The organism is Thermomonas sp., from assembly GCF_029945965.1.
Classification (GTDB): domain Bacteria; phylum Pseudomonadota; class Gammaproteobacteria; order Xanthomonadales; family Xanthomonadaceae; genus Thermomonas.
Genome location: NZ_JAQSDO010000005.1, coordinates 43525 through 64140, shown reverse-complemented (window position 1 = coordinate 64140; position 20616 = coordinate 43525). Strand labels below are relative to the sequence as shown.

Annotated in this window: 20 protein-coding genes; 8 read left to right on the top strand and 12 right to left on the bottom strand. The window is 62.8% G+C overall.

The features are described 5' to 3' along the window. Positions 1–9 precede the first annotated feature (9 nt). Entirely contained in the window at positions 10–1287 is a 1278-nt protein-coding gene (locus tag PSV05_RS01255; protein ID WP_345782227.1) for an FAD/NAD(P)-binding oxidoreductase, read from the bottom strand. 112 nt (positions 1288–1399) lie between these two features. Here PSV05_RS01255 and PSV05_RS01250 point away from each other — a divergent pair, with 112 nt between their 5' ends. From PSV05_RS01250 to PSV05_RS01235, 4 genes are all read left to right on the top strand, one after another. Further along, positions 1400–1798, top strand: coding sequence for a rhodanese-like domain-containing protein (locus tag PSV05_RS01250; protein WP_300060300.1), 399 nt, complete (start codon positions 1400–1402; stop codon positions 1796–1798). Positions 1799–1802: 4 nt separating this feature from the next. After that, positions 1803–2144: a metalloregulator ArsR/SmtB family transcription factor gene (locus PSV05_RS01245; RefSeq protein ID WP_300060297.1), complete on the top strand. Its 342-nt coding sequence runs from the start codon at positions 1803–1805 to the stop codon at positions 2142–2144. Positions 2145–2172: 28 nt separating this feature from the next. After that, a complete protein-coding gene (locus tag PSV05_RS01240; RefSeq protein WP_300060293.1) occupies positions 2173–3063 on the top strand; it encodes an MBL fold metallo-hydrolase in 891 nt (296 codons plus the stop codon). 83 nt (positions 3064–3146) lie between these two features. Continuing rightward, complete coding sequence (locus PSV05_RS01235) at positions 3147–3893, top strand: sulfite exporter TauE/SafE family protein (RefSeq protein WP_300060290.1); 747 nt, start codon at positions 3147–3149, stop codon at positions 3891–3893. A gap of 42 nt (positions 3894–3935) precedes the next feature. Here the strand turns inward: PSV05_RS01235 and PSV05_RS01230 are convergent, their stop codons facing one another. The 4 genes from PSV05_RS01230 to PSV05_RS01215 all read right to left on the bottom strand — a co-directional run bounded on the left by PSV05_RS01230 (position 3936) and on the right by PSV05_RS01215 (position 8556). After that, on the bottom strand, positions 3936–5375 hold the full coding sequence (locus tag PSV05_RS01230) for a TonB family protein (RefSeq protein ID WP_300060287.1): 1440 nt from the start codon (positions 5373–5375) through the stop codon (positions 3936–3938). After that, positions 5372–5749 carry a BlaI/MecI/CopY family transcriptional regulator gene (locus PSV05_RS01225; RefSeq protein WP_300060285.1) on the bottom strand — a complete coding sequence of 126 codons (378 nt, stop codon included), beginning with the start codon at positions 5747–5749 and terminating at the stop codon, positions 5372–5374. Before PSV05_RS01225 ends, PSV05_RS01230 begins: the two co-directional genes overlap by 4 nt. Positions 5750–5860: 111 nt before the next feature. Then, positions 5861–6634, bottom strand: a complete 774-nt coding sequence (locus tag PSV05_RS01220; RefSeq protein ID WP_300060282.1) for a hypothetical protein — start codon at positions 6632–6634, stop codon at positions 5861–5863. Continuing rightward, the gene (locus PSV05_RS01215; RefSeq protein ID WP_300060279.1) at positions 6631–8556 is read right to left on the bottom strand and encodes an LTA synthase family protein; all 1926 of its coding nucleotides are present in this window, start codon (positions 8554–8556) and stop codon (positions 6631–6633) included. The genes PSV05_RS01220 and PSV05_RS01215 overlap by 4 nt, the downstream gene beginning before the upstream one ends. A 165-nt stretch (positions 8557–8721) precedes the next feature. Here PSV05_RS01215 and PSV05_RS01210 point away from each other — a divergent pair, with 165 nt between their 5' ends. Next, positions 8722–9414 carry a response regulator transcription factor gene (locus PSV05_RS01210; protein WP_300060276.1) on the top strand — a complete coding sequence of 231 codons (693 nt, stop codon included), beginning with the start codon at positions 8722–8724 and terminating at the stop codon, positions 9412–9414. Next, positions 9411–10616: a HAMP domain-containing sensor histidine kinase gene (locus PSV05_RS01205; protein WP_300060273.1), complete on the top strand. Its 1206-nt coding sequence runs from the start codon at positions 9411–9413 to the stop codon at positions 10614–10616. Before PSV05_RS01210 ends, PSV05_RS01205 begins: the two co-directional genes overlap by 4 nt. 15 nt (positions 10617–10631) lie before the next feature. Here the strand turns inward: PSV05_RS01205 and PSV05_RS01200 are convergent, their stop codons facing one another. The 6 genes from PSV05_RS01200 to tkt all read right to left on the bottom strand — a co-directional run bounded on the left by PSV05_RS01200 (position 10632) and on the right by tkt (position 17953). After that, positions 10632–11885 carry an ABC transporter permease gene (locus PSV05_RS01200; RefSeq protein ID WP_300060270.1) on the bottom strand — a complete coding sequence of 418 codons (1254 nt, stop codon included), beginning with the start codon at positions 11883–11885 and terminating at the stop codon, positions 10632–10634. Next, positions 11882–13156, bottom strand: a complete 1275-nt coding sequence (locus PSV05_RS01195; protein ID WP_300060268.1) for a hypothetical protein — start codon at positions 13154–13156, stop codon at positions 11882–11884. Before PSV05_RS01195 ends, PSV05_RS01200 begins: the two co-directional genes overlap by 4 nt. Next, positions 13153–14115, bottom strand: a complete 963-nt coding sequence (locus PSV05_RS01190) for an HlyD family secretion protein (RefSeq protein WP_300060266.1) — start codon at positions 14113–14115, stop codon at positions 13153–13155. The genes PSV05_RS01195 and PSV05_RS01190 overlap by 4 nt, the downstream gene beginning before the upstream one ends. Further along, the gene (locus PSV05_RS01185) at positions 14112–15152 is read right to left on the bottom strand and encodes an HlyD family efflux transporter periplasmic adaptor subunit (protein ID WP_300060263.1); all 1041 of its coding nucleotides are present in this window, start codon (positions 15150–15152) and stop codon (positions 14112–14114) included. The genes PSV05_RS01190 and PSV05_RS01185 overlap by 4 nt, the downstream gene beginning before the upstream one ends. Continuing rightward, positions 15124–15819: an ABC transporter ATP-binding protein gene (locus PSV05_RS01180; protein WP_300060259.1), complete on the bottom strand. Its 696-nt coding sequence runs from the start codon at positions 15817–15819 to the stop codon at positions 15124–15126. Before PSV05_RS01180 ends, PSV05_RS01185 begins: the two co-directional genes overlap by 29 nt. A 127-nt stretch (positions 15820–15946) precedes the next feature. After that, positions 15947–17953, bottom strand: coding sequence for a transketolase (gene tkt / locus PSV05_RS01175; RefSeq protein ID WP_300060256.1), 2007 nt, complete (start codon positions 17951–17953; stop codon positions 15947–15949). A 229-nt stretch (positions 17954–18182) separates the two neighbouring features. On the opposite strand from tkt, the gene PSV05_RS01170 reads away from it, so the two are divergent. Next, on the top strand, positions 18183–18773 hold the full coding sequence (locus PSV05_RS01170; RefSeq protein ID WP_300060253.1) for a phosphatase PAP2 family protein: 591 nt from the start codon (positions 18183–18185) through the stop codon (positions 18771–18773). 72 nt (positions 18774–18845) lie between these two features. After that, positions 18846–19268, top strand: coding sequence for a PepSY domain-containing protein (locus PSV05_RS01165; protein ID WP_300060250.1), 423 nt, complete (start codon positions 18846–18848; stop codon positions 19266–19268). A gap of 26 nt (positions 19269–19294) precedes the next feature. Here the strand turns inward: PSV05_RS01165 and PSV05_RS01160 are convergent, their stop codons facing one another. Beyond that, a complete protein-coding gene (locus PSV05_RS01160; protein WP_300060247.1) occupies positions 19295–20605 on the bottom strand; it encodes a dicarboxylate/amino acid:cation symporter in 1311 nt (436 codons plus the stop codon). Positions 20606–20616 lie beyond the last annotated feature (11 nt).

The following is a 20616-nucleotide window of genomic DNA, read 5'->3' as shown; positions in this document are numbered from 1 at the left end:
GTTGCGCGATCAGGACGAAGACGAGCGCTTGACGTCCTTCAGCCGCTCGATGCCAAGCAGGCCGAGGACGTACTTCTCGTAGATCGGCTCGGAGGTGCCGTGGCGCATCTTGTAGAGGAAGTATTTCTCGAAGGCCAACTTGGCCAGGTGGACCCACTTGCCGACCTTGGTCCAGGTCACATTGCGCGGCGGGATCTGCGGCAACGCCACGAACGCAACGCCGGTATCGCCCATGTCGGCCAGGCAGACCGCGTTCCAGGTGCCTTCGAAGTCGGCAGGTTCGCCCTTCAGTTCGGCCTGGATGTTACGCACGATGGTGGTGACCATCGACTCGATCATGAAACCGGTCTTCGGCGCGCCGGTGGGTACCGGGGTCACTTCGACCGGCGGGATCGCCACGCACACGCCGGCAGAGAATATCTTCGGGAATTTCGGGCTGCGCTGGTGCTTGTCGACGATCACGAAGCCGCGCGGATTGCACAGGCCTTCCACCGCCGCCACCGCATCCACGCCCTTGAACGAGGGCAGCAGCATCGAGAACTTGAACGGTAGTGCATGCGATTCGCCCGGCTGGCCCCTGGTGTCATGTTCGACCACGGTCATCTCGCCGTCGCGGACTTCGGCCACCTTGCTGTTGACGATCCATTTGATGTGGCGCTGGCGCATCTCGGACTCCATCAATCCCTTGGAGTCACCGACGCCGCCAAGTCCCATGTGGCCGACATAGGGTTCGCTACTGACGAAGGTCATCGGCACCTTGTCGCGCAACTTGCGCTTGCGCAGATCGGCATCGACGATCATCGCGAATTCGTAGGCAGGCCCGAAACAACTAGCACCCTGCACAGCACCGATCACGATCGGACCCGGCTCCTTCAGGAATTCCTGGTAGGCCTTCCACGCCTCCTGCGCGTGCGAGGTGGTGCAGATGGATTGGGTGAAGCCACCTTCGGGACCGCTGCCCACCACTTCGTCGAACGCGAGCTTGGGGCCAGTGCAAATCATCAGGTAGTCATATCCGATGCGTTCGCCGGATCCTGTGACGACGGTATCGTTGGCTGCATCAATCGTTTCAACGCCATCGCCATTGAAGGTGATGCCGTGCTTGCCGACGTGATCGGCAACCTTCAGCGTGACCTCTTCCGGCTTGCGCCAACCCACTGCAAGCCAGGGGTTGGACGGCGTAAAGCCGAACAGGTCACCCTTGCCCACCAATGTGATCTCGTGTCCCTTGCCGAGCGTGTTGCGCAACTCGTACGCTGCACTCATTCCGCCCAGTCCTGCTCCCATCACCACGAACCTGGCCATCTGCTGCTCCCTGCAATGCGCCATGACTGGCACTTGAATTTATATTAGCTCTATCTTATATTAGTGTCAACTGATATTCAGGAGTAAATCCATCATGTCCTTGTCGCCCCCCATCACCGCCGCCGACCTCGTGGCCGAAGCCCGCGCCAAGATCCAGGAAGTCGCCCCTGGCACGTTCAATGCAGACCGCGCTGGCACGATCCTGATCGACGTGCGCGAGCCTGCCGAATTCGACACTGGCCACATTCCCGGGTCGATCAACATTCCACGTGGCGTGCTCGAATTCGAGGTCGATGCCCACCCCGCGGTCGCGCATGTCAGCGACGTGGCGCTGTCCCACAAGGAGCGCCAAATCGTGGTGGTTTGCCGTACCGGTGGCCGCGCGGCATTGTCCACGTTCAACCTGCAGCGGCTGGGCTTCGCCGACGTACGTTCGATTGCAGGCGGCATCGTTGCATGGGGTGAAGCCGGCCTGCCGCTGGTGGTACGTTAAGGATATGGCCCGCACCACAACACCCGCCACGATGGATTCCGAAGCGATGCGCGCGCATGCCGCCGATGCATCGCGCCTCTTGAAGGCGCTGGCAAATGAAAAACGGCTGGTGCTGCTGTGCCTGCTTGCCGAAGGTGAGCGCTCGGTTGGCGATCTCAATGCGCGCTTGGACCTGAGCCAGTCCGCACTGTCGCAGCACCTGGCCATCCTGCGCGAAGATGGCCTGGTCACCACCCGGCGCGAAGCGCAGTCGATCTACTACGGCTTGGCCAAAGGCCCGGCGCAGCGCGTCATCGATACCCTGCACGGCATCTATTGCGGCGATGCCACGCCGCTGTGCAAATAACACTGCGAGTCACACTGCGAGCGAGCCAATGACCGACACCCTGCATATCGCACCGTTCTTCCACGAGGGTACCGGCACCTGGACCTATGTGGTCCATCGCGATGGTGATGGGGAACACGATGCAATCGTGATCGACACGGTACTGGACTACGACCCGAAATCCGGCAAGGCCGGCGTCGACAGCTTGCGCGTGGTACAGGACTACATCGCGAAGAAAAGCCTGCGCGTACACCGTATCCTCGAAACCCATGCGCATGCCGACCATCTGTCCTCCGCGCAGGTCCTGCGCGCAGCGACCGGCGCGTCGGTCGGCATTGGCGATCGCATCCGCAAGGTGCAGGATCACTTCGCCAGCGTATTCGGGATCGACCGCGATGACCCTGCACTGCGCGATGCCTTCGACGCCACCTATGCAGACGGCGATGTGATCGAAGCCGGCAACCTGCACCTGACCGTGCTCGCCACGCCGGGCCATACGTCGGACAGCCTGAGTTATGCCATCGAGGGGCACGTCTTCATCGGCGACACCTTGTTCGCACCCGACGTAGGCTGCGCGCGTTGCGACTTTCCCGGCGGCAGCGTGGATGACCTGTATGCCTCGATCCAGCGCCTGTACGCCATGGATGACGCCACCGTGCTGCACCTCTGCCACGACTACCCACCGGCCGGTCGCGAACGCCGCAGCGAGGTTAGCGTCGGCGAAAGCAAGCGCGACAACCGTATGCTGCGCGGCGACACCACGCTGGAAGATTTCAGTCAGGCGCGGCGTGCACGTGATGCGCAACTGCCCGCGCCGGTCCTGTTGTATCCCGCGCTGCAGGTGAACATCCGCGGTGGTCGCCTGCCGCCAGCTCGCGAGAACGGCCAGCGCTACCTGTGCACGCCCGTGCAGGGCGACCTGCCCGCCGCACTCGACTGACCCGCACGCATCACATTGCTTGCCCGATGCCGGCGCTGCTGGCAGGGTGACGCCTCCACGACCCGGATCCAGACGCACCGATCATGCAAGTCGATCTTCTGCTCGCCGCACTGTTCTTTGCCGTCGCGATCATCTACTCATCGGTCGGCCATGCCGGCGCCAGCGGTTATATCGCTGCGATGGCCCTGCTCGGTTTCGCACCGGAACAGGTACGCCCGACCGCGCTGGCATTGAACCTGCTGGTCGGCGGCATCGGCCTGTATCGCTGGTGGCGTGGCGGACATGTGCGCTGGCGCAATGTGCTGCCGTTCGTGCTGGCCTCGGCGCCGGCAGCGTTCATTGCGGCGCAGGTCAAGTTGCCGAAGGACAGCTATTCGCTGCTGTTGGGCATCGTGTTGCTGGTGGCAGCCATCGGCGTGTTCCGGCAGGCATCGCGCGCCGAGGCCGAAGATGCGCAGAGTACTGGCCGCAACGTGCCGTGGCTGGCCGGCTTGTTGGTCGGCGCGGCAATCGGCGTGCTGTCCGGCCTGACCGGCACCGGCGGCGCAATTTTCCTGACCCCGCTGCTGCTGTTCGCACACTGGATGCCGACCCGCGAAGCCAGCGGCACCTCGGTTGCCTTCGTCTGGATCAATTCGCTGACCGGGCTGATCGGCCTGCTGCATTCCGGGCAGTCATTGCCCGCGCAGCTGCCTTACTGGCTGGGCGTGGTCGCGGTTGGTGCCTTGATCGGCACCCAGATGGGTTTGCAATGGCTGCCGGTGAAAGGCCTGCGGCGCACGCTTGGCATAGTGTTGCTGATCGCCGCAGGTAAGTTGCTGTTTGCTTGAGGCCAGGAGAGCAATCACCGACTTGGCTAACGCAGTGATGGACTAGCTCTTCTTTGCATCGGGATCACCATCCGTCCTGAATTCGACTGGAACCCTGATCCGGCTTGCGATGGCCTTGCCATCCTTCATCGCCGGCGTGAATTTCCATTTTTTAACTGCTTTCAATGCGACCGCATCGAATGCGCCAGCCGGCTCTGAATGATCGACAACAGCATTGCTGACGCTGCCATCCGCTGCAACATCGACGAGAAGGATCACTTTGCCACCCTGACTGCGATCTAGTGCTTCCTTTGGATAAGTAGGCACGGGCAATGAAACACCACGTACCGGTTCGGCTTGTTTGAGGAAGCTCACCAAGCCATCTGAAATTTCAGGGGTCAGTCCAGCTTCTTCTCCAAACAGCTCCAACACATTACGGATAGGCTCATCACGAAAACTAAATGACATCTTGTTTTTCAAGCGTAAAACGTCGGGGGTTCCAAGATGCAAACCGGCTTCTGCGACGACCTTGTCAATAGCTTCACCGAGGGTGACGTCCGTCAACGTGATCGTGATCTTGGTATCTGCAGAGCCGTGGCTCTCCGGCTGTGCCGACCATGCGGCAAGACCGAAGCCGAGCGTCAGCACGACAACCAGTGCACTTCCGGACAACCAGCGAAACATTGAGGGAGCAGGCAACTTGAGCATTTCGATTCTCTCCTTGAGTGGATGGGTAAACCCCCAATGGCAACCCAGCGGCAAAGCTTGCGTGGCCAGCTGAGTACGGAACATTGCTTCGCCATAGGCGCGGCGCGATTGCGGATGACGGGCGATCACGCGCTGGTCGCATGCCAGTTCCTGGTCGTGACGGAAGGCGCGGGCAGCGACATGCAGCAACGGGTTGAACCAGAACACGCAGCGCAGCGCGAGGAACGCCGCATTTGCCTGCAGGTCGCCATGGCGGATATGCGCGCGCTCGTGGGCCAGCATCAGCTCGCGTTGCTCGGCGCTGTAGCGCGTATCGAAATCGGCCGGCAACACAATCACCGGATTGAACCAACCGATCGCAGCCGGCAATCCGGCGGTCGCATCGGCCTGCAGCACATCTGCTTCACGCACGAACAAGCGTCCGAGCGAAGTCCGGAATCGACGTTGCTGGCGGATGAAATGCACCAGCATTGTCATCGCGCCCAACAACCATGCAGCGCACAGCCATGTCGCGATGCTGATGCCGGTTTCCGCACCTGTGATGACCGCCTGCATGGGCTGCGCGACGAGCGTGTAAACAACAGGAATCGACATTGTGTCGGCTGCCGGTGCGGGCAACAGCACCGCGATCGATGCAATCGGCACCAGCAACCATGCGGCGTATGCCACCGATGCACCAAACACCGTGCGCATGCGTCGCCGCATCAGCAATACCAGCAGCAGCGCGGCAGTACTGGCAGTCGTGGTTTCCAGCAAGGCGTGGTTGATGCCCTGGGCGATCTCGACAGGATTCATTGCTTGTCTCCTCCGGCATCGATACCGTCCAGAAGCTTGCGCAGTTCTACGATGTCCTTGCGACTGAGCTTGCGCTGCTGGCTGAAGTGCGCGACCAGCGGCGTGACGCGGCCATCGAACAGGCGCTCAAGCAACCCTTGGCTTTCGCCTAGCACCCAATCTTCGCGCCGAAGTATTGGCGAATACAGATAGCGGCGGCCGTCTTTCGTCGCCGCAATCGCGCCCTTCTTCAGCAGGCGGTTGAGCAGGGTCTTGATGGTGGCTTCCTGCCAGTGCTGGGTGTTCGCCAACGCTGCCACCACGTCTTCCGCAGCGCAGGATTTGCGTTGCCAGAGCACGTCCATCACCACTGATTCCGCTTCACTGATCTGCATCGTTTACACCCGTAATCTTTTCTACAGATTACGCTTGTAATCGATGTTGTCAAGTCATCTCTAGAAATTGCCTGTCACGACATCAGGGAGGGTGATCAATCACTTCGGACATCAGTGCGCGCGCGTGGCGGCCCTCTGTTTGAACACCAGGATCATGCCGATGATCGCTACCAGCAATCCCAACGATGCCGAATAGCGGCTCAACGCCAGGCCGCCATTGGCAACCGGCTTGTCGAGGAAATCACCCAGCACTGCGCCCAGTGGTCGGGTCAGGATGAACGCCGCCCAGAACAGCAATGTGTGCGACAGGCGGCCCCAGAAATAAAATGCCGCGGTGATCGCCAGCAGCGAACCGAAGATGAGCATGCCACCGGTATAACCAAGGCCTGCGGTATCCGCCACCCAGTCGCCGAGTGCAGTGCCAAGTGTTTGCGAACACATGATCGTCAGCCAGTAGAACATCTCGGACTTCGGATCGCCGACAGTGCCCACTGCAACCGTGCCCAAGGTCCGGTACCACACGAACAACGATGCGCCCAGCAACACCAGCAGCAAGGTCGATCCCCCGGGATAACCAATGCCCATCGATCGCGTGGCGAAGTCGGCCAGGGTCGTCCCCACCGTGGTGCTTGCAATGATGGTCGTCCAGTACAGGAACGGGTGGAACTGGCGGGCGCGGATTTGCGCGTAGACCGCAAGCGCGAATATCACACCGAAGATCGCGGTGCCCACCAGATAACCGAGACCCATTGACATCGACACCGCATCGCCGCCGGTTTCGCCCAAGGTGGTTGCGGCGATCTTGATCAACCAGAAAACCAGGGTGACTTGCGGAACCTTGGCCAAAGCCTCGCTGGCCGCAACCGGCATATCGCCCCGCGTCATTTTGCAACCTTCATCTGTCCGTGCTCGAAGCGATATGCCGCGGTCTGGTAGTTGCTGACCGCCTCAAGGGTCAACTGCGGATCATCGGCAATCACTGGCTGCTCTTGGTCGCTTTCATAAGCCGGGCGCACCGTATCAACCTTGCGATGCGGCGATAGCTGCACCAATTTTCCGTGGCGCAGATAGCCCAGCAGTTGGTAGGTACCAATGAAGGCGCGTGCGCTGTCCGGTGGACGCTGGAATACATCGACGCCATAGAACTGGCTGTCGTAATCCATGCCCAGCATGCCCAGCAGGGTCGGCGCGATGTCGACCTGGCTGATCATCTCGGTGAAGCGACCAGGCGCGACATGTCCGGGCGCATACACCCACATCGGGATGCGATAGCGGAACACCGGCAGTGCCGCCTTGCCTGCGCTCGAGGCACAGTGGTCGGCGGTGATCACGAAGATGGTGTTGGCGAACCACGGATGGCTACGCGCGCGACGCAGGAAATCCCCGATCGCCCAGTCGGTGTAGGCAACCGCGCTCTCGCGCTTGCCCTGCGGCCATGGTCCGCGCCCAACCGGGAACGTATATGGGCGATGGTTCGACGTGGTCATGACATGCGCGAAAAATGGTTTTCCCGAGGCATGCACGCGATCGAACTGCTGCATCGCCATCGTGTACAAATCTTCATCGGCCACGCCCCAGATATTGGCTTGGTGGATGCTTTCCTTGGGGATTTCCTCGCGATCGTGCACTTCGTAGCCGTTGTGGCCGAAGAAGTAGTTCATGTTGTCGAACGCGCCATAGCCGCCATACAGGAACTGTGAGGTGTAGCCCTTCGCGTTGAACACGCTGGCCAGGCTGAACAGGCCTTCGTTGTGCTCGCGCTTGACGATGGATTCGCCCGGCGTCGGCGGCACCGACAGTGCCAATGCTTCAAGTCCGCGCACGGTGCGGGTGCCATTGGCGTATAGGTCGGTGAACAACAGGCTGTCCTTGGTCAGCGCATCCAGTTGCGGTGTCAGGCTGTGCTCACGCCCATAGGTGCCGGAATATTCAGCGGACAGGCTTTCCACGCTGATCAGCACTACGTTGAGGCGACGCTCGGGCGCGGCGTTGTGGATATGCCGCGCGATGCCAGTCGGGCCATCGAAGGTCGCGTCCGGCGTCGACAATTGCTTGCGCACCTGCGCGAAGGCCTCGTCGATCGGCAGCGTGCGGTAGTAGCGGTCGTAGTCCAGCGATGCACTGCGATATGCCGCGAAGAATTGATACATGCCGTTGCCGGCGAGTTCGTTGACGTAGGTGTTCTCGGTGCGGTCCTTCATCTCGCCGGTGACCAGCCAGGTGCCGAGCACGCTCAGCGCCAGCCAGCCGGCGACCACCAGCGTACGTGCGCCGAAGCGAGCTGTGTCGTTGCGCACCTGCCGCCAGCGCCGTGTGGCGGCGAACACGGCAATGCCCAGCGCCGCCAGTCCAGAGAAGATCCAACCCACCGGATACGACTCGCGGATATTGCCGATCACCTCGGTCGTATAGACCAGGTAATCGACTGCGATGAAGTTGAAGCGCGCCTGGAACTCCTCCCAGAACGTCCATTCCGACACCGCCACGAACAGCAGCACGAACAGCAGCAGCAGGCTCAGTCCGTCAACCAAGGCCATACCCGGCCGCCGCGCCAGCCAGCGCCTCGGCAGCAACCACAACAGCAGCACCAGCGGCCAGGCGAAATACACGAAGGTCAGCAGGTCGTAGCCCAGGCCGACCGCGAAGGCATACAGCCAATAGCCCGGCGACACCGGCACGCCGCCACCGGTTGCGACCAGAAGTGCGAGCCGGGTCAACATGGAAATGGACAGGAAGCACAGGCCCAGCCACAGCAATGGCCGGAAACGCGACAGCAATGGCGATTGAATCACGGGCGACTGGATCAAGACGAACTCCCACCGGTGCATCCGGCAGGGGCAGGATAACTGCCTGCGCGTAAGGCATGCTGAGTGAAATCTCAGCACATCGTTAAGCGCACCCTTCGTTCAACAGCCCGATGCACACCCGGCCCTCATGCGTGGCACCCTGTCGGCTGTTTCCGGGAGCACGCGATGGCCAACGACAGCCGCAACGGACTGCGGGTTCTCGTCATCGAGGACCAGCACGACATCGCCGCCAACATCTGGGATTTCCTGGAACGCCGCGGCCACGCGGTGGACCACTGTGGCGATGGCGTCTCCGGACTGGCGCGGGCGATGGGCGGTGGCTTCGACGTGATCGTGCTCGACCTCGGCTTGCCGCGGCTGGACGGCCTGGACCTGTGCCGGCAATTGCGCGCGGCCGGCCATGGTGTGCCGGTATTGATGCTGACCGCGCGCGACACCCTTGACGACAAGCTGCGCGGCTTCGGCGAAGGCGCCGACGACTACATGGTGAAACCCTTTGCGATGCGCGAGCTGGAAGCCCGCATCCGCGCCGTGCACCGGCGCGTGCAACCTGCATCCGACACCCTGGAGCTGGGCAGGCTCAGCTACGATCCCGCCACGATGTTGGCCACCCGCGAAGGCCGGAAGGTTCCTTTGACACGACTGCAGGGCAGCATCCTCGCCACCTTGTTGCGCGATGCCCCGAAGGTGACGTCGCACCAGCGCCTGCTGCAGGTGGCCTGGGGCGATGACGGCGGCGACATCGCTGCACTGCACACCCAAGTCTATGAGCTGCGCGTACTGATCGACCGGCCCTTTGCGCAGGCCATGATCCGATCCGTCCGCGGCATCGGCTATCGCCTGGTGGAATTACCGTGAACATACCCATGCCACTGCGGCGCCGGGTTGCGCTGGCCTTCACCCTGCTCGGTTTCCTGCTGAGCCTTGTGTTCTCGGCCGCGGTCATCCGCATCACCGGAGACTATGGAGACACATTGGCTGCAGAAATCCTGCAGAGCCAAGCCGAGGACTACAGCCTGCGCCTCACCAACCACCTGACCGCAGAACTGCCGCAGACCCATCGCCTCAGTGGCTACCTGGCCAATGCGGCCCGCACGCCACCGAAATACCGTGCGTTGCCGCCGGGCATCCACGAGGATGCCAGCGACAATGGCACCACTGTCGGCGTGTTCGACACCAGCGCCGGGCGGTTGATCTTCGTGATCGACCTGAGCGACATCGAAGAGCTGGAGGAGCTCCTGAACCTGTTCCTCGCCGGCATGGTCGTGCTCGGAACCGCACTGGCCGGTGGACTGGGCTGGTGGTTTGCGGGTTTTGCCTTGCGGCCCGTGCAGCGCCTGGTCGATGACGTCGATGCGCTACCGGTGCAGCCACGCCGCAGCCGGTTGGCCGCGCACACCAGCAAGGACGAACTCGGCCGCCTGGCGCATGCCATCGATGCCTACCAGGCCCGCCTGGTCGATGCCGACACGCATGAGCAGGCGTTCTTCGCCGATGCCAGCCACGAACTGCGCACGCCGCTATCAGTGGTGCAGGGTGTGACCGAAGTGATGCTGGATGCTCTCAATGATGATCGCGGCAATGATCCTGCGCATGTTTCGCGCCTGCGACGGCTGGAGCGTGGCGTGCGCGACATGGGCCACCTGATCGAAGCCCTGCTCGGCGTGGCCCGGCGCAGCGAACTTCAGCCCGAAGCGATGGATGCACTCACTTTCCTCAAGGAAGCCGCACACATCGCTCTACACGACAAGCAGTCGCGCATCGCCATTGAAGCGAGTGGCAGCCTGCAACTGCCGCGTCGCGAAGCGCTGCTGCTGGTCTCTGGCCTGCTGCGCAAGGTCGCCCAGCAATCGCCGGATGCGGTCATCCATGTCAGCCTGAGTGACCACGAATTGCTGATCGACAAGCAGCTCGATGCCGCTTCGATAAACGATGACACCAGCACCGCACGCAGCGACATCGGCCGTGGCTCCGCCCTGCTCGACCGGCTCGCACAGCGACTTGGCTGGCAGGTGAAATTCGAAAGCGCGACGCGCATCCGGATCCGCCTGCACGATTGACTCGAATAGCGGAAATCACTCCTGCCGCAAGGAGGTGATCGGATCCAGTTGCGCGGCCTGCCGAGCCGGATACACGCCGAAGGCCAGGCCAACCAGCGCGCAGAATGCGGCCGAGAGCAGGATCGGCAGGGGTGCCCATGCCACCTGCCAGCCAGCGAACGTGGCGATCATATAGGCGAGCGCGGTGCCGAATAGAAGGCCCAGCAGCGCGCCCACGACGCAGATCACGGTGGCCTCGCGCAGGAACTGTGCGACCACATCGCGACGGCGCGCGCCGAGGGCGCGCAGCAGGCCGATCTCGCGGCGTCGTTCGAGAACATTGGCGAGCATGATGTTCATGATGCCGATGCCGCCGACCAGCAGACTGACGCCAGCAATCGCGCCCATCACCACCTGGAAGATGCGCTGGGTCTGTTGGTGTTGGCGGAACAACTGCTGTGGCACCACCAGCGTGTAATCGCGCATGCCAGCGTGGCGCTGGTCGAGCATTGCAGCGAGGACACTCGCGCCTGCGGCAAGCTGTTCCGGATCGCGCAGGCGCAACAGGAAGCGGTCAACTTCGTCTTCCTGCTGCTGGAACTTGAAGCGCGCCCGCGCGCTGGCCAAGGGCAGGTACACCCGATTGCTCTCCAGTCCCAACGGCACACCTTCGAAACTGTCCTTGCCGAGGTCACGATCGGCCAGCACACCGACCACTTCCAGCCACACGTGGTTGACCTTGACGTGGTCGCCGATCGGATCAGTCTTGGGGAACAGGTCAGTAGCGGCCTGGTGGCCGAGCACGGCCACCGGCGCCAGTTCGGCATCGTCTTGCGCAGTGAGCGCGCGACCGCGTGCGACCTGCAACGAGGACAGGGCGAACCAGTCTGCACTGACGCCACTGGCCTGCGCATTGCCGCTGCCAAAATCGCTGAATACCGAATGGGTCTTCACCGGTTTTTCCGCGGCGAAGCGCTCCGCACCCGGCACCACTGCCAGCGCGGCGCGCGCGTCGGCAACATTCAGGCCCAAACTGCGCGCGCGGGTTTCCTTCAGCACGTCCTCATCCTGCTGCTTGGCTTCAACGATCAGGTTGTGAAGGCCCAGGCTCTCGACCAGCCGCAGTGCCTCGCGCTTGCTGCCTTCGCCGACCGCCTGCATCGCCACGATCGCGCCGACCCCGAAAATCATGCCAAGCAAGGTGAGCAGCGTGCGCAAGCGGCGACGCCACAGTTCGTCGATCGCCTCGCGCCAAATCTGCGGCAGGTACCGGAGCACGCGCTGAATCATGTCTTGGTCGCCCCGTCATCGCCCGCAGGCTTGTTGTCCTTGCCGTCCCCTGCAGTCGCTCCGGCATCGTCGGATTCGGGTGCAACACCGCTGGTCAGCCGTACGTTCTCGCCTGCCTTCAGCCCCTTGAGCACCTGCGAACGCGCAGTGTCGCGTATGCCAAGCGTCACTTCGCGACGCTTGAAACCATCGCCGTCGCGCACCTGCACGTAGCTGCGGCCGTCGTCACTTTCCACAGCAACGTTGGCCACGCTCAATGCATTGTCGGCGCGCAGCAAGATGATCGTGGCCTGCATGTTCTGGCCGGGGACCAGCCCGTAATTGCGGATCGCATCGGCCGGTATCGGCGCCTTCATCGTCAGCACCTTCACCGGGTTGCTGCGGCTACGCGGCTTGGCGGCGCTCGCCACCCAGCTGAGCTTGCTGGTGATCTTCTGCGCGGGCCGGCCCACCGGATGCACTTCCACCAGCATGCCAAGGCGCAGGCCCTGCGCCTCGATCTGAGGCAGGGTCAGCTCGACTTCCATCCCGCCGGGGTCGGGCAGGCTGCCGAAGTCGGTGCCCGCGAACAGGTTGCTGCCCACGCTCAGCTTTTCGCCGGACCAGTTGGCGCTGAGCATCAGCACGCCGTCGTGTGGCGCGCGCAACTCCAGCGCATCAAGGTCGTCCTGGCGCGTCTTCGCATTGATCGAATACGTTGCGCGCTGTGTGTCCAGCACCGCCAGCTCGGCACCGCCGCGCACGCCGAACTGGCCACGCTTCCATTGCATGTTGTCGCGCTTGGCGCCTAGGAACCTCGCATCCTGCACCGCGTCGAGCACGTCATTGCGCGCCATCGTGCTGAGGTCGGCGTCGGCGTAGCGACGGGCAATGCCGAGATCGGTACCGACCTTGGCCAGGTCGACGTCGACGCGGTCACGACCGGCTTCAAGCTCGTCCTGCTTGGCCGCGTGCGCCAGCGCGTTGCGCTGCAGGTCGATCAGCGCCTGCGCCAACTGCTGCTTGCCTTCATCGGCGGAAAAACGCGCGATCAGCTCGCCCTTCTTCACCAGGCTGCCTTCCGGCGCCATCCAGGTTAGCCGGCGAGACGACCAGTTCTGGCCCGGCACCATCAGCGGCGTGGCTTTGGAGGATTTCAATTCGCCATCAGCCTGCACACTGAGCACGATATTGGCTGGGGCGACAGTTTCAAGCACCGGCCCCGGCACGTCTTCGCTGCAGGAGGACAGCGCAAGCACGATGCACGCAAGCAATAGCTTGCGGCTGTTCATGGCGATGCCCCGGCATCGGCGACAGTCAATTCCACCCGTACCGGCTGGCCGGGTTTGAGCTTCGCCCGCGGATTGTCGAGTTTGATTTCCACGTCGATCACCGGGATCGGCTGCACCCGCGATTTGCTGCGCACGGTGCGACCAATCGCGGTGACACGGCCTTTCAGCGCACTGCCGACACCGCCTTCGATCACTATCCGTGCCGACCCGCCGATCCGCACCCGGGTCAGCTCGCGCTCGGGCAGTTGCGCGCGCACTGCAAGCGTCGTGGTGTCGGGGATCTCGGCCACCGACATCCCCTTCCACACTTGCGAGCCGACATCGAACTTCTCACCCTGCCAGTTGCTCTTGTGCATCATCAGCCCGGTGCGTGGTGCGGTGACGCGCATCGCCGCCAGTGATGCCTGCAACTCCAGCACTTCGCGCTGCAACTGCGCGACCTCGGATTCGAGCAAACGCCTTTCCTGCACACGCTGTTCCGCGCTCAGTTGCTCGCGGCGCTCGACCAGTGTTGCACGGCGTTCGGCTTGCTGGCGCGCGACCATCAACTTGCGGTACGGAATGCCGCCGATGATCTCCTCCGGCTGCGCGGTCTTGCGCTGCGCCTTCTCGCGGTTGGAACGCGCCTCGGCGGTACTCAGGTGTTCGTTGCGCTGGCGCTCGGCCAGTTCCAGCAGCAGTTTGTCGAACTGGCTCTGCTTCTCCTTGAGCAGGCTCTGCTTTTCGGTAAGCCGCTTCATCAATTCGCTGCCATCGAAGGCAAGCACGACTTCGCCCTGCTTGACCGTATCGCCGTCGGCAGCAAGCTGGGTGATGTTGAATTGCCAGAGATCATCGACCGCAGGTGGCATCAGCGAGGCGGTGCGCTGGGCATAGACCTCGCCGTCGATCTTGAGCGTCGCGGCGAAGGCGGTGGTCGCGCACAACAACAGGCAGACGCAAAGCAGCTGGCGTTTCATCGTTGCGCTGCTCCCGTGCTTGGTGGCTGGCCCGTTGGCTGGCCCGTTCCTTGGCCATTGCTCGGCGCAGTCACCCGCACGCTCATGCCTGGTAGCAGCTTGAGCGCACCCTGCTGGCGCATGTCGATGTCGATGGTGAAGTAGCGGCCCTCGCCCCATTCCGGCTTGCGGTCCGGTGCGCCGGCAATGGCCGTGATTCGGCCGGGCTGGGCGTGGCCCGGATAGGCGTCGAAGGCCAACTGCACGTCCTGGCCGACATGCAGGTTCCGACGGTCCGGTTCCAGCGCCCAGGCGCGCACGCGCATCGCGCCGCCGCTGACGACTTGCCCAGCCTTGCTGCCGGGCATGGTCGAGGAACCCTCGTCGATCCGTCCTTCCAGCCAGCCCTGGTTGAAGCCGTGCACGACGACGCCGTCGCGATCCGCGCGCACCTCCGCAGTCAGCATGCGCAAGGCGTGATAGTCGCGCTGCACTTGCAGCTTCTCCACTTCCAGTGCGCCATCGCGGCCGCGGCGCTCGACCGCAGCACGCGCATCAGTGAACTCGGCGCGCTTGAGCGCAGCTTCGCGAGTGGCACGATCAAGTTCGCCCTGATAACGGTCAAAATCCAGGCTCGAGATCAGCTCGCGCGGAATCTTCGCGTCGATCCTTGCTGTGGCCAACGCGGCATCGGCATCGCCAAGTGCCAGTTCGGCATCGACCGACTTGACCCTCAACTCCGCCAACTCCTTGGCTGCGCGTGCACGGGTTTGTTCGATCTGTGCCTCGAGCTCACGCACCTGGCTCGTGGACTGGCCGGGGTCGAGGCGCAGCACGACGTCATCTTTCTTGACCTGCGTGCCTTCGGGAATGAAGTAGCGGATCACCACCGGTGACGAATTCGACTCCGGCGTGTAAATGGTCTGCGCATCGACCGCCTGCACCTCGCCGGTGAGCACGGTCGCGGTTCCGGCCACGGCCGGCCATGCAGCCGCCAGCAGCAGGCAGGCTGCGAATGCGGCGCGCAGCTCAGTGCGCCGCATGCTGATGCACGTCATATTCGATCCTGCCGTCATGCAGACGGATCTGGCGCGCCGCGCGCGCGGCGATGTCATGGTCGTGGGTGACCATCACTACGGTCTGGCCGCCGGCATGCACGCCTTCGATCAGGCGCAGCACGTCCGCTGCGCTCTTGGAATCCAGGTTGCCGGTGGGCTCGTCAGCCAGCAGGATCGCCGGACGCAGCACCAGCGCACGGGCGATTGCAGCACGCTGCATCTGCCCGCCCGACAATTCCGTCGGCCGATGCGCCATGCGATCTTGCAGCCCGACCTGGCGTAGGAGTTCACGTGCATGTGCGTCTGCATCCTGCGGCGGTTGACGATGGAAGCGCAGCGGCAGCAGCACGTTTTCCAGCACGGTCAGGCGCGGCAGCAAGTGGAAACTCTGGAACACGAAGCCGATGCGACGGTTGCGGATGTCACTGGCGGCCTCATCATCCATGCCAGCGACATCCAGCCCCTCGATCAGGTAACGGCCCTCGGTCGGGCGATCCAGGCAGCCCAGGATATTGAGCAGGCTCGACTTGCCCGAGCCAGAGGCTCCAGTAATCGCGATGAATTCGCCAGCACGAATGTGCAGGTCGATGCCGGCAAGCGCGTCCACCACCTGCCCGTCCATGGCATAGCGACGGCGGACAGCATGCAACTCGATCAGTTCGGCCATCGTTCTCTATCCGTCACCCAAACCCCCGGCCCGCAGCCATTGACCGAAGGATGTGACAGGGAAGCCGAAGCACAATTCCCGCCGGCAACCGCGATTGCCGGACATGCACCTCGTCGCACACGCATGCTCAGGCCAACGCCCTCGCCGTCTCGACCACGTTCTCCACGGTGAAACCGAAGTGCGGCATCACGGCTTCGATCGGTGCGGAAGCGCCATAGGTATCGATGCCGATCACGGCGCCATCCAGGCCGACATACTTGCGCCAGAAATCGCTGACGCCGGCTTCAATCGCAACACGCTTGCGGCAGGCATTCGGCAACACCGCTTCGCGATAAGCCGCGTCCTGGCGATCGAACACATCGGTCGATGGCATCGACACCACGCGCACGCCATCGCCCAATTGCGCGGCAGCATCCATCGCCAGGCCCACTTCGGAGCCGGTCGCGATCAGGATCAGTTGCGGCGCGCCGACGCTGTGCTTGAGCACGTAACCACCACGCGTGATATCGCGCAATTGGTCTGCATCGCGCGCCTGGTGCGGCAGGTTCTGCCGGCTGAAGATCAAACAGCTCGGACCATCGCGGCGATCAATCGCGGCCTTCCAGCACACCGCCGACTCCACCGCATCGCAAGGGCGCCAGACATCGTTGTTGGGGATGTAGCGCAGCGATGCGAGATGCTCGATCGGCTGATGGGTCGGGCCGTCTTCACCCAAGCCAATCGAATCGTGCGTGTAGACATGAATCGCCTGCGCGTCCATCAATGCACTCATGCGCACAGCGTTGCGCGCGTAGTCGCTGAACACCAGGAAGGTCGCGTCGTACGGAATGAACCCGCCATGCAGGGCCAGCCCATTACTGATCGCGGTCATCGCGAATTCGCGCACGCCGAAATAAATGTAGTTGGCATCGGCATCAGCGGTCGCGACCGACTTGCTGCCCTTCCACAAGGTCAGGTTGGAATGCGCGAGGTCGGCCGAGCCACCCACCAGTTCCGGCAACTGTGGCGCGAATGCTTCGATCGCCATCTGCGAGGCCTTGCGCGATGCAATGCTCAAACCTTCGGCCTGCAACTTCTCGATGTACGCCTGTGCATTGGCCTCGAAATCGTCAGGCAATTCCTTCTTCGAACGCCGCACCAGTTCGTCAGCCTCGACCGGATAGCGCGTCGCGTACGCATCGAACAAGGTGTTCCATTGGTCTTCGCGGACCAGTCCGGCATTGCCGGCACGCCAGCCGTCGCGCAGCTGCTGCGGGATCTCGAACGCGGGATACGGCCAGCCCAGCGCTTCACGCGTCGCTGCCACTTCATCCTTGCCCAGCGCCGCGCCGTGGCTGGATTCCTTGCCGGATTTGTTCGGCGAACCAAAGCCAATCGTGGTCCGGCAGCAGATCAGCGTCGGCTTGCCATCGGATTTCAGCGCGGTCTCGATCGCGGTCTTGATTTCGGTTGCATCGTGCCCGTCGACGCCGCGGATCACGTTCCAGCCATAGGCCTCGAAACGCGCCGGGGTGTCGTCGGTGAACCAGCCCTGGACATTGCCATCGATGCTGATGTGGTTGTCGTCCCAGAACGCGACCAGCTTCTCCAGGCCCCAGGTGCCGGCCAGTGATGCGGCTTCATGGCTGATGCCTTCCATCAGGCAGCCGTCGCCCATGAACACCCAGCTGCGGTGGTCGACGATGGCCAGTTCCGGCCTGTTGAAACGCTGCGCGAGGAGCTTTTCCGCCAGCGCGAACCCCACGGCATTCGCGAAGCCCTGCCCCAGCGGACCGGTGGTGGTTTCCACGCCCGGGGTCATGAAGTTTTCGGGATGGCCCGGCGTCTTCGAATCCAGCTGACGGAACTTCTTCAGGTCATCGATTGACAGGTCGTAGCCGCTCAGGTGCAGCAGCGCGTAATGCAGCATCGAACCGTGGCCATTGGACAGCACGAAGCGATCGCGGTTGAACCATGTCGGATTGTTCGGGTTGTGCTGCAGGTAATCGTTCCAGAGCACTTCGGCGATGTCGGCCATGCCCATCGGCATGCCCGGGTGGCCGGAGTTGGCGGCCTGCACCGCGTCGATGGCAAGGAAACGGATCGCGTTGGCGAGTTCGCGGCGACTGGGCTTTTCAGAAGCAGGCGTGGTCATGTGGGCACGTTGGGCTGCGCCCGGCGGCACGCGGGCCGCGCATTGTCCCATCCATGGCCAGTGCTGTCGCGGTTGCGCCGGCCGGTGCGCGTTGCTAGGCGGCCTGCGCCGCATAACGATTCGCTGAGATACGGCTGAGCCACCCCTCACGCCTGCAAGCGCAGGCTGCATGCTCCCCAACCGACAGGACACGGCCATGGTTCCGCGCCCTCTAACTGTACTCGGTGCGATGCTTTCGCTGCTCCCGGCGTGCGCGATCGCGGGTGGGCCGCTCGGCATCGACCATCGCGTCACCTACGACGATTCCGGAATCTGGAAACGCAGCTACCAGAAGGACCTGGCAGCGGGCGCCGCATTGACGGTACTCGGCGGCGCGCTGTTCGCCGACAGCGATACCCGACTTGGCCGCACCTTCGACCAGTCGCTGGATGCCATGGTGTTCACCGCAGGCACCACCACGGTCATGAAATATGCGTTTTCGCGGGCGCGCCCCATCCAGGACGCCAATCCCAACGATTTCTTCAAGGGCCACGGTTACCAAAGCTTCCCGAGCGGCGAAGTCGCCGAAATCAGCGCCGTGGTGACACCATTCATCGCCGAGTACGGCCACGACCATCCTGCGGTCTGGGCACTTGCAGTATTGCCTGTCTATGACGCGGTCGCACGGGTCAAGGTGCAAGGCCATTGGCAAAGCGATGTGCTGGTGGGCGCCGCGATCGGCGTTGGCTGGGGCCTGTATTCGCACCATCGCAAGAGCCCGTTGATCATGGGACTGCTGCCCGGCCGTGGGCTGATGGTCGGCTACAACAGGAAATTCTGATTCCACATGTTCCACCCGTACCAGTCACGCTCGGCAATCGCCGGGCAATCCCCGAATCTAAGGAGAACCATCATGTCGTTCCGAAACAGCTTGATTCCGCTCGCCGCCGCAACCGTTTTCGCTATTGCCTGCAGCGCCCCTGCGCATGCTGCAGAAGCCAGCCAGGCTTCACTCCTGAAGCAGGCCAAGGTCACCAAAGAAGCCGCAACCAAGACCGCGCTTGCCAAGGTCCCGGGTGGCACGATCAAGGACTCCGAACTGGAAAACGAGAATGGCGCGTTGGTCTGGTCGTTCGACATCACCCTTCCGAAAGACCGAAACATCCACGAGGTTCAGGTCAATGCCCTGACCGGCATGATTGCCAGTAGCGTCATCGAGACGCCAAAGGACCAGGCCAAGGAACTCGTACAGGACAGGAAGGAAGCCAAGAAAGCCAGGAAAGAATCCAAGGAAGAGGCTAATGAAGAAGCCATGGAAGCCAAGAAAACCAAGTAATCCTGGATAGCGCCCTGCGCGAAGTCCTACCCGGCTATCGGGGAGCGGCTTCGCGCATCCACTTCGTCCTTCGACACGATGGTGGCCAGCATCAGATCGCCGGTGACATTGAGCGTGGTCCGGCACATGTCCAGGAAGCGATCAACGCCCAGGATCAGGCCGATCCCTTCCGGCGGCACGCCGACCATTCCGCAGATCAGGGCGACCACCGGTAGCGATCCTGCCGGCACGCCGGCGGTGCCGATACCGCCGAGGATGCAGACGAACATCACCGTCACCTGTTGCATCAGACTCAGGTCGACGCCGAAGAACTGGGCCAGGAACAGCACGGTGACGCCCTCGAACAGGGCGGTGCCGTTCTGGTTGGCGGTGGCACCGACGGTCAGCACGAAGCGCGATACATTGCGCGGCAGGTGCAGTTTCTCGTCGGCCACGCGCAATGCAACCGGCAGGGTGGCATTGCTCGACGCGGTCGAGAACGCCATCACCATCGCTTCCTGCACGCCCTTGAAGAACTTCGGCGGTGACCAGCCGGCCAGGAACTTCAACATCAGCGAATAAACCACGAACATGTGGATCGCCAGTGCCAACACCACCACGCCGACGTAGGCGCCAAGGCTGCGTAGAAGATCCCAGCCGAACAGCGCGGCCAGGTTGAACATGAAGCAGAACACCGCATACGGGGCCAACCGGATGACCAGTCCGATCAGGGTCATCGATACTTCGAACAGCCCCTGGATTCCCAGCAACAGGACTTCGGTTGCCTTGCTGCGGGTGAGCACCAAACCAATACCGAGCATCAGCGAGAAGAACATCACCGCCAGGATCGTGTTGTCCGCCGCTGCCTTGATCACGTTGTCCGGGACGATCCCGAGCAACATGTCGATGCCCTTCATCTGGCCACTGTTGCCACTGACGATGGCCTGCGCGCGGTCGGCGCCCTGCGCCAGCATTGCTTGTGCCGCAGCCGGATCCACGCCGGCACCGGGCTTGAGCCAATTGACCAGCACCAGGCCCAGCACGACCGCGATCCCTGAGGCCACCACGGTGTAGCCCAGCGTCTTCCAGCCGACGCGGCCGAGCGAACGCACGTCGCCCATTTCCGCCACGCCCATGATCAGCGCCGAAAACAGCAGCGGGATGATCAGCATGAAGATCAGGCGCAGGAACAAGGTACCCGCGGGTTGGGTGACATAAGTCGTCAACCACTGCACCCATCCCGCATCGGCGCCGGAGACGTAATGTGCAACCAGGCCCAACCCCAAGCCGGCAATGAAGCCAATCAGCATCTTCCAGTGCAGCTGCAGCTTGCCGTCGCCGGCCTTGGCTTCACTCATGGTCTGGTTCC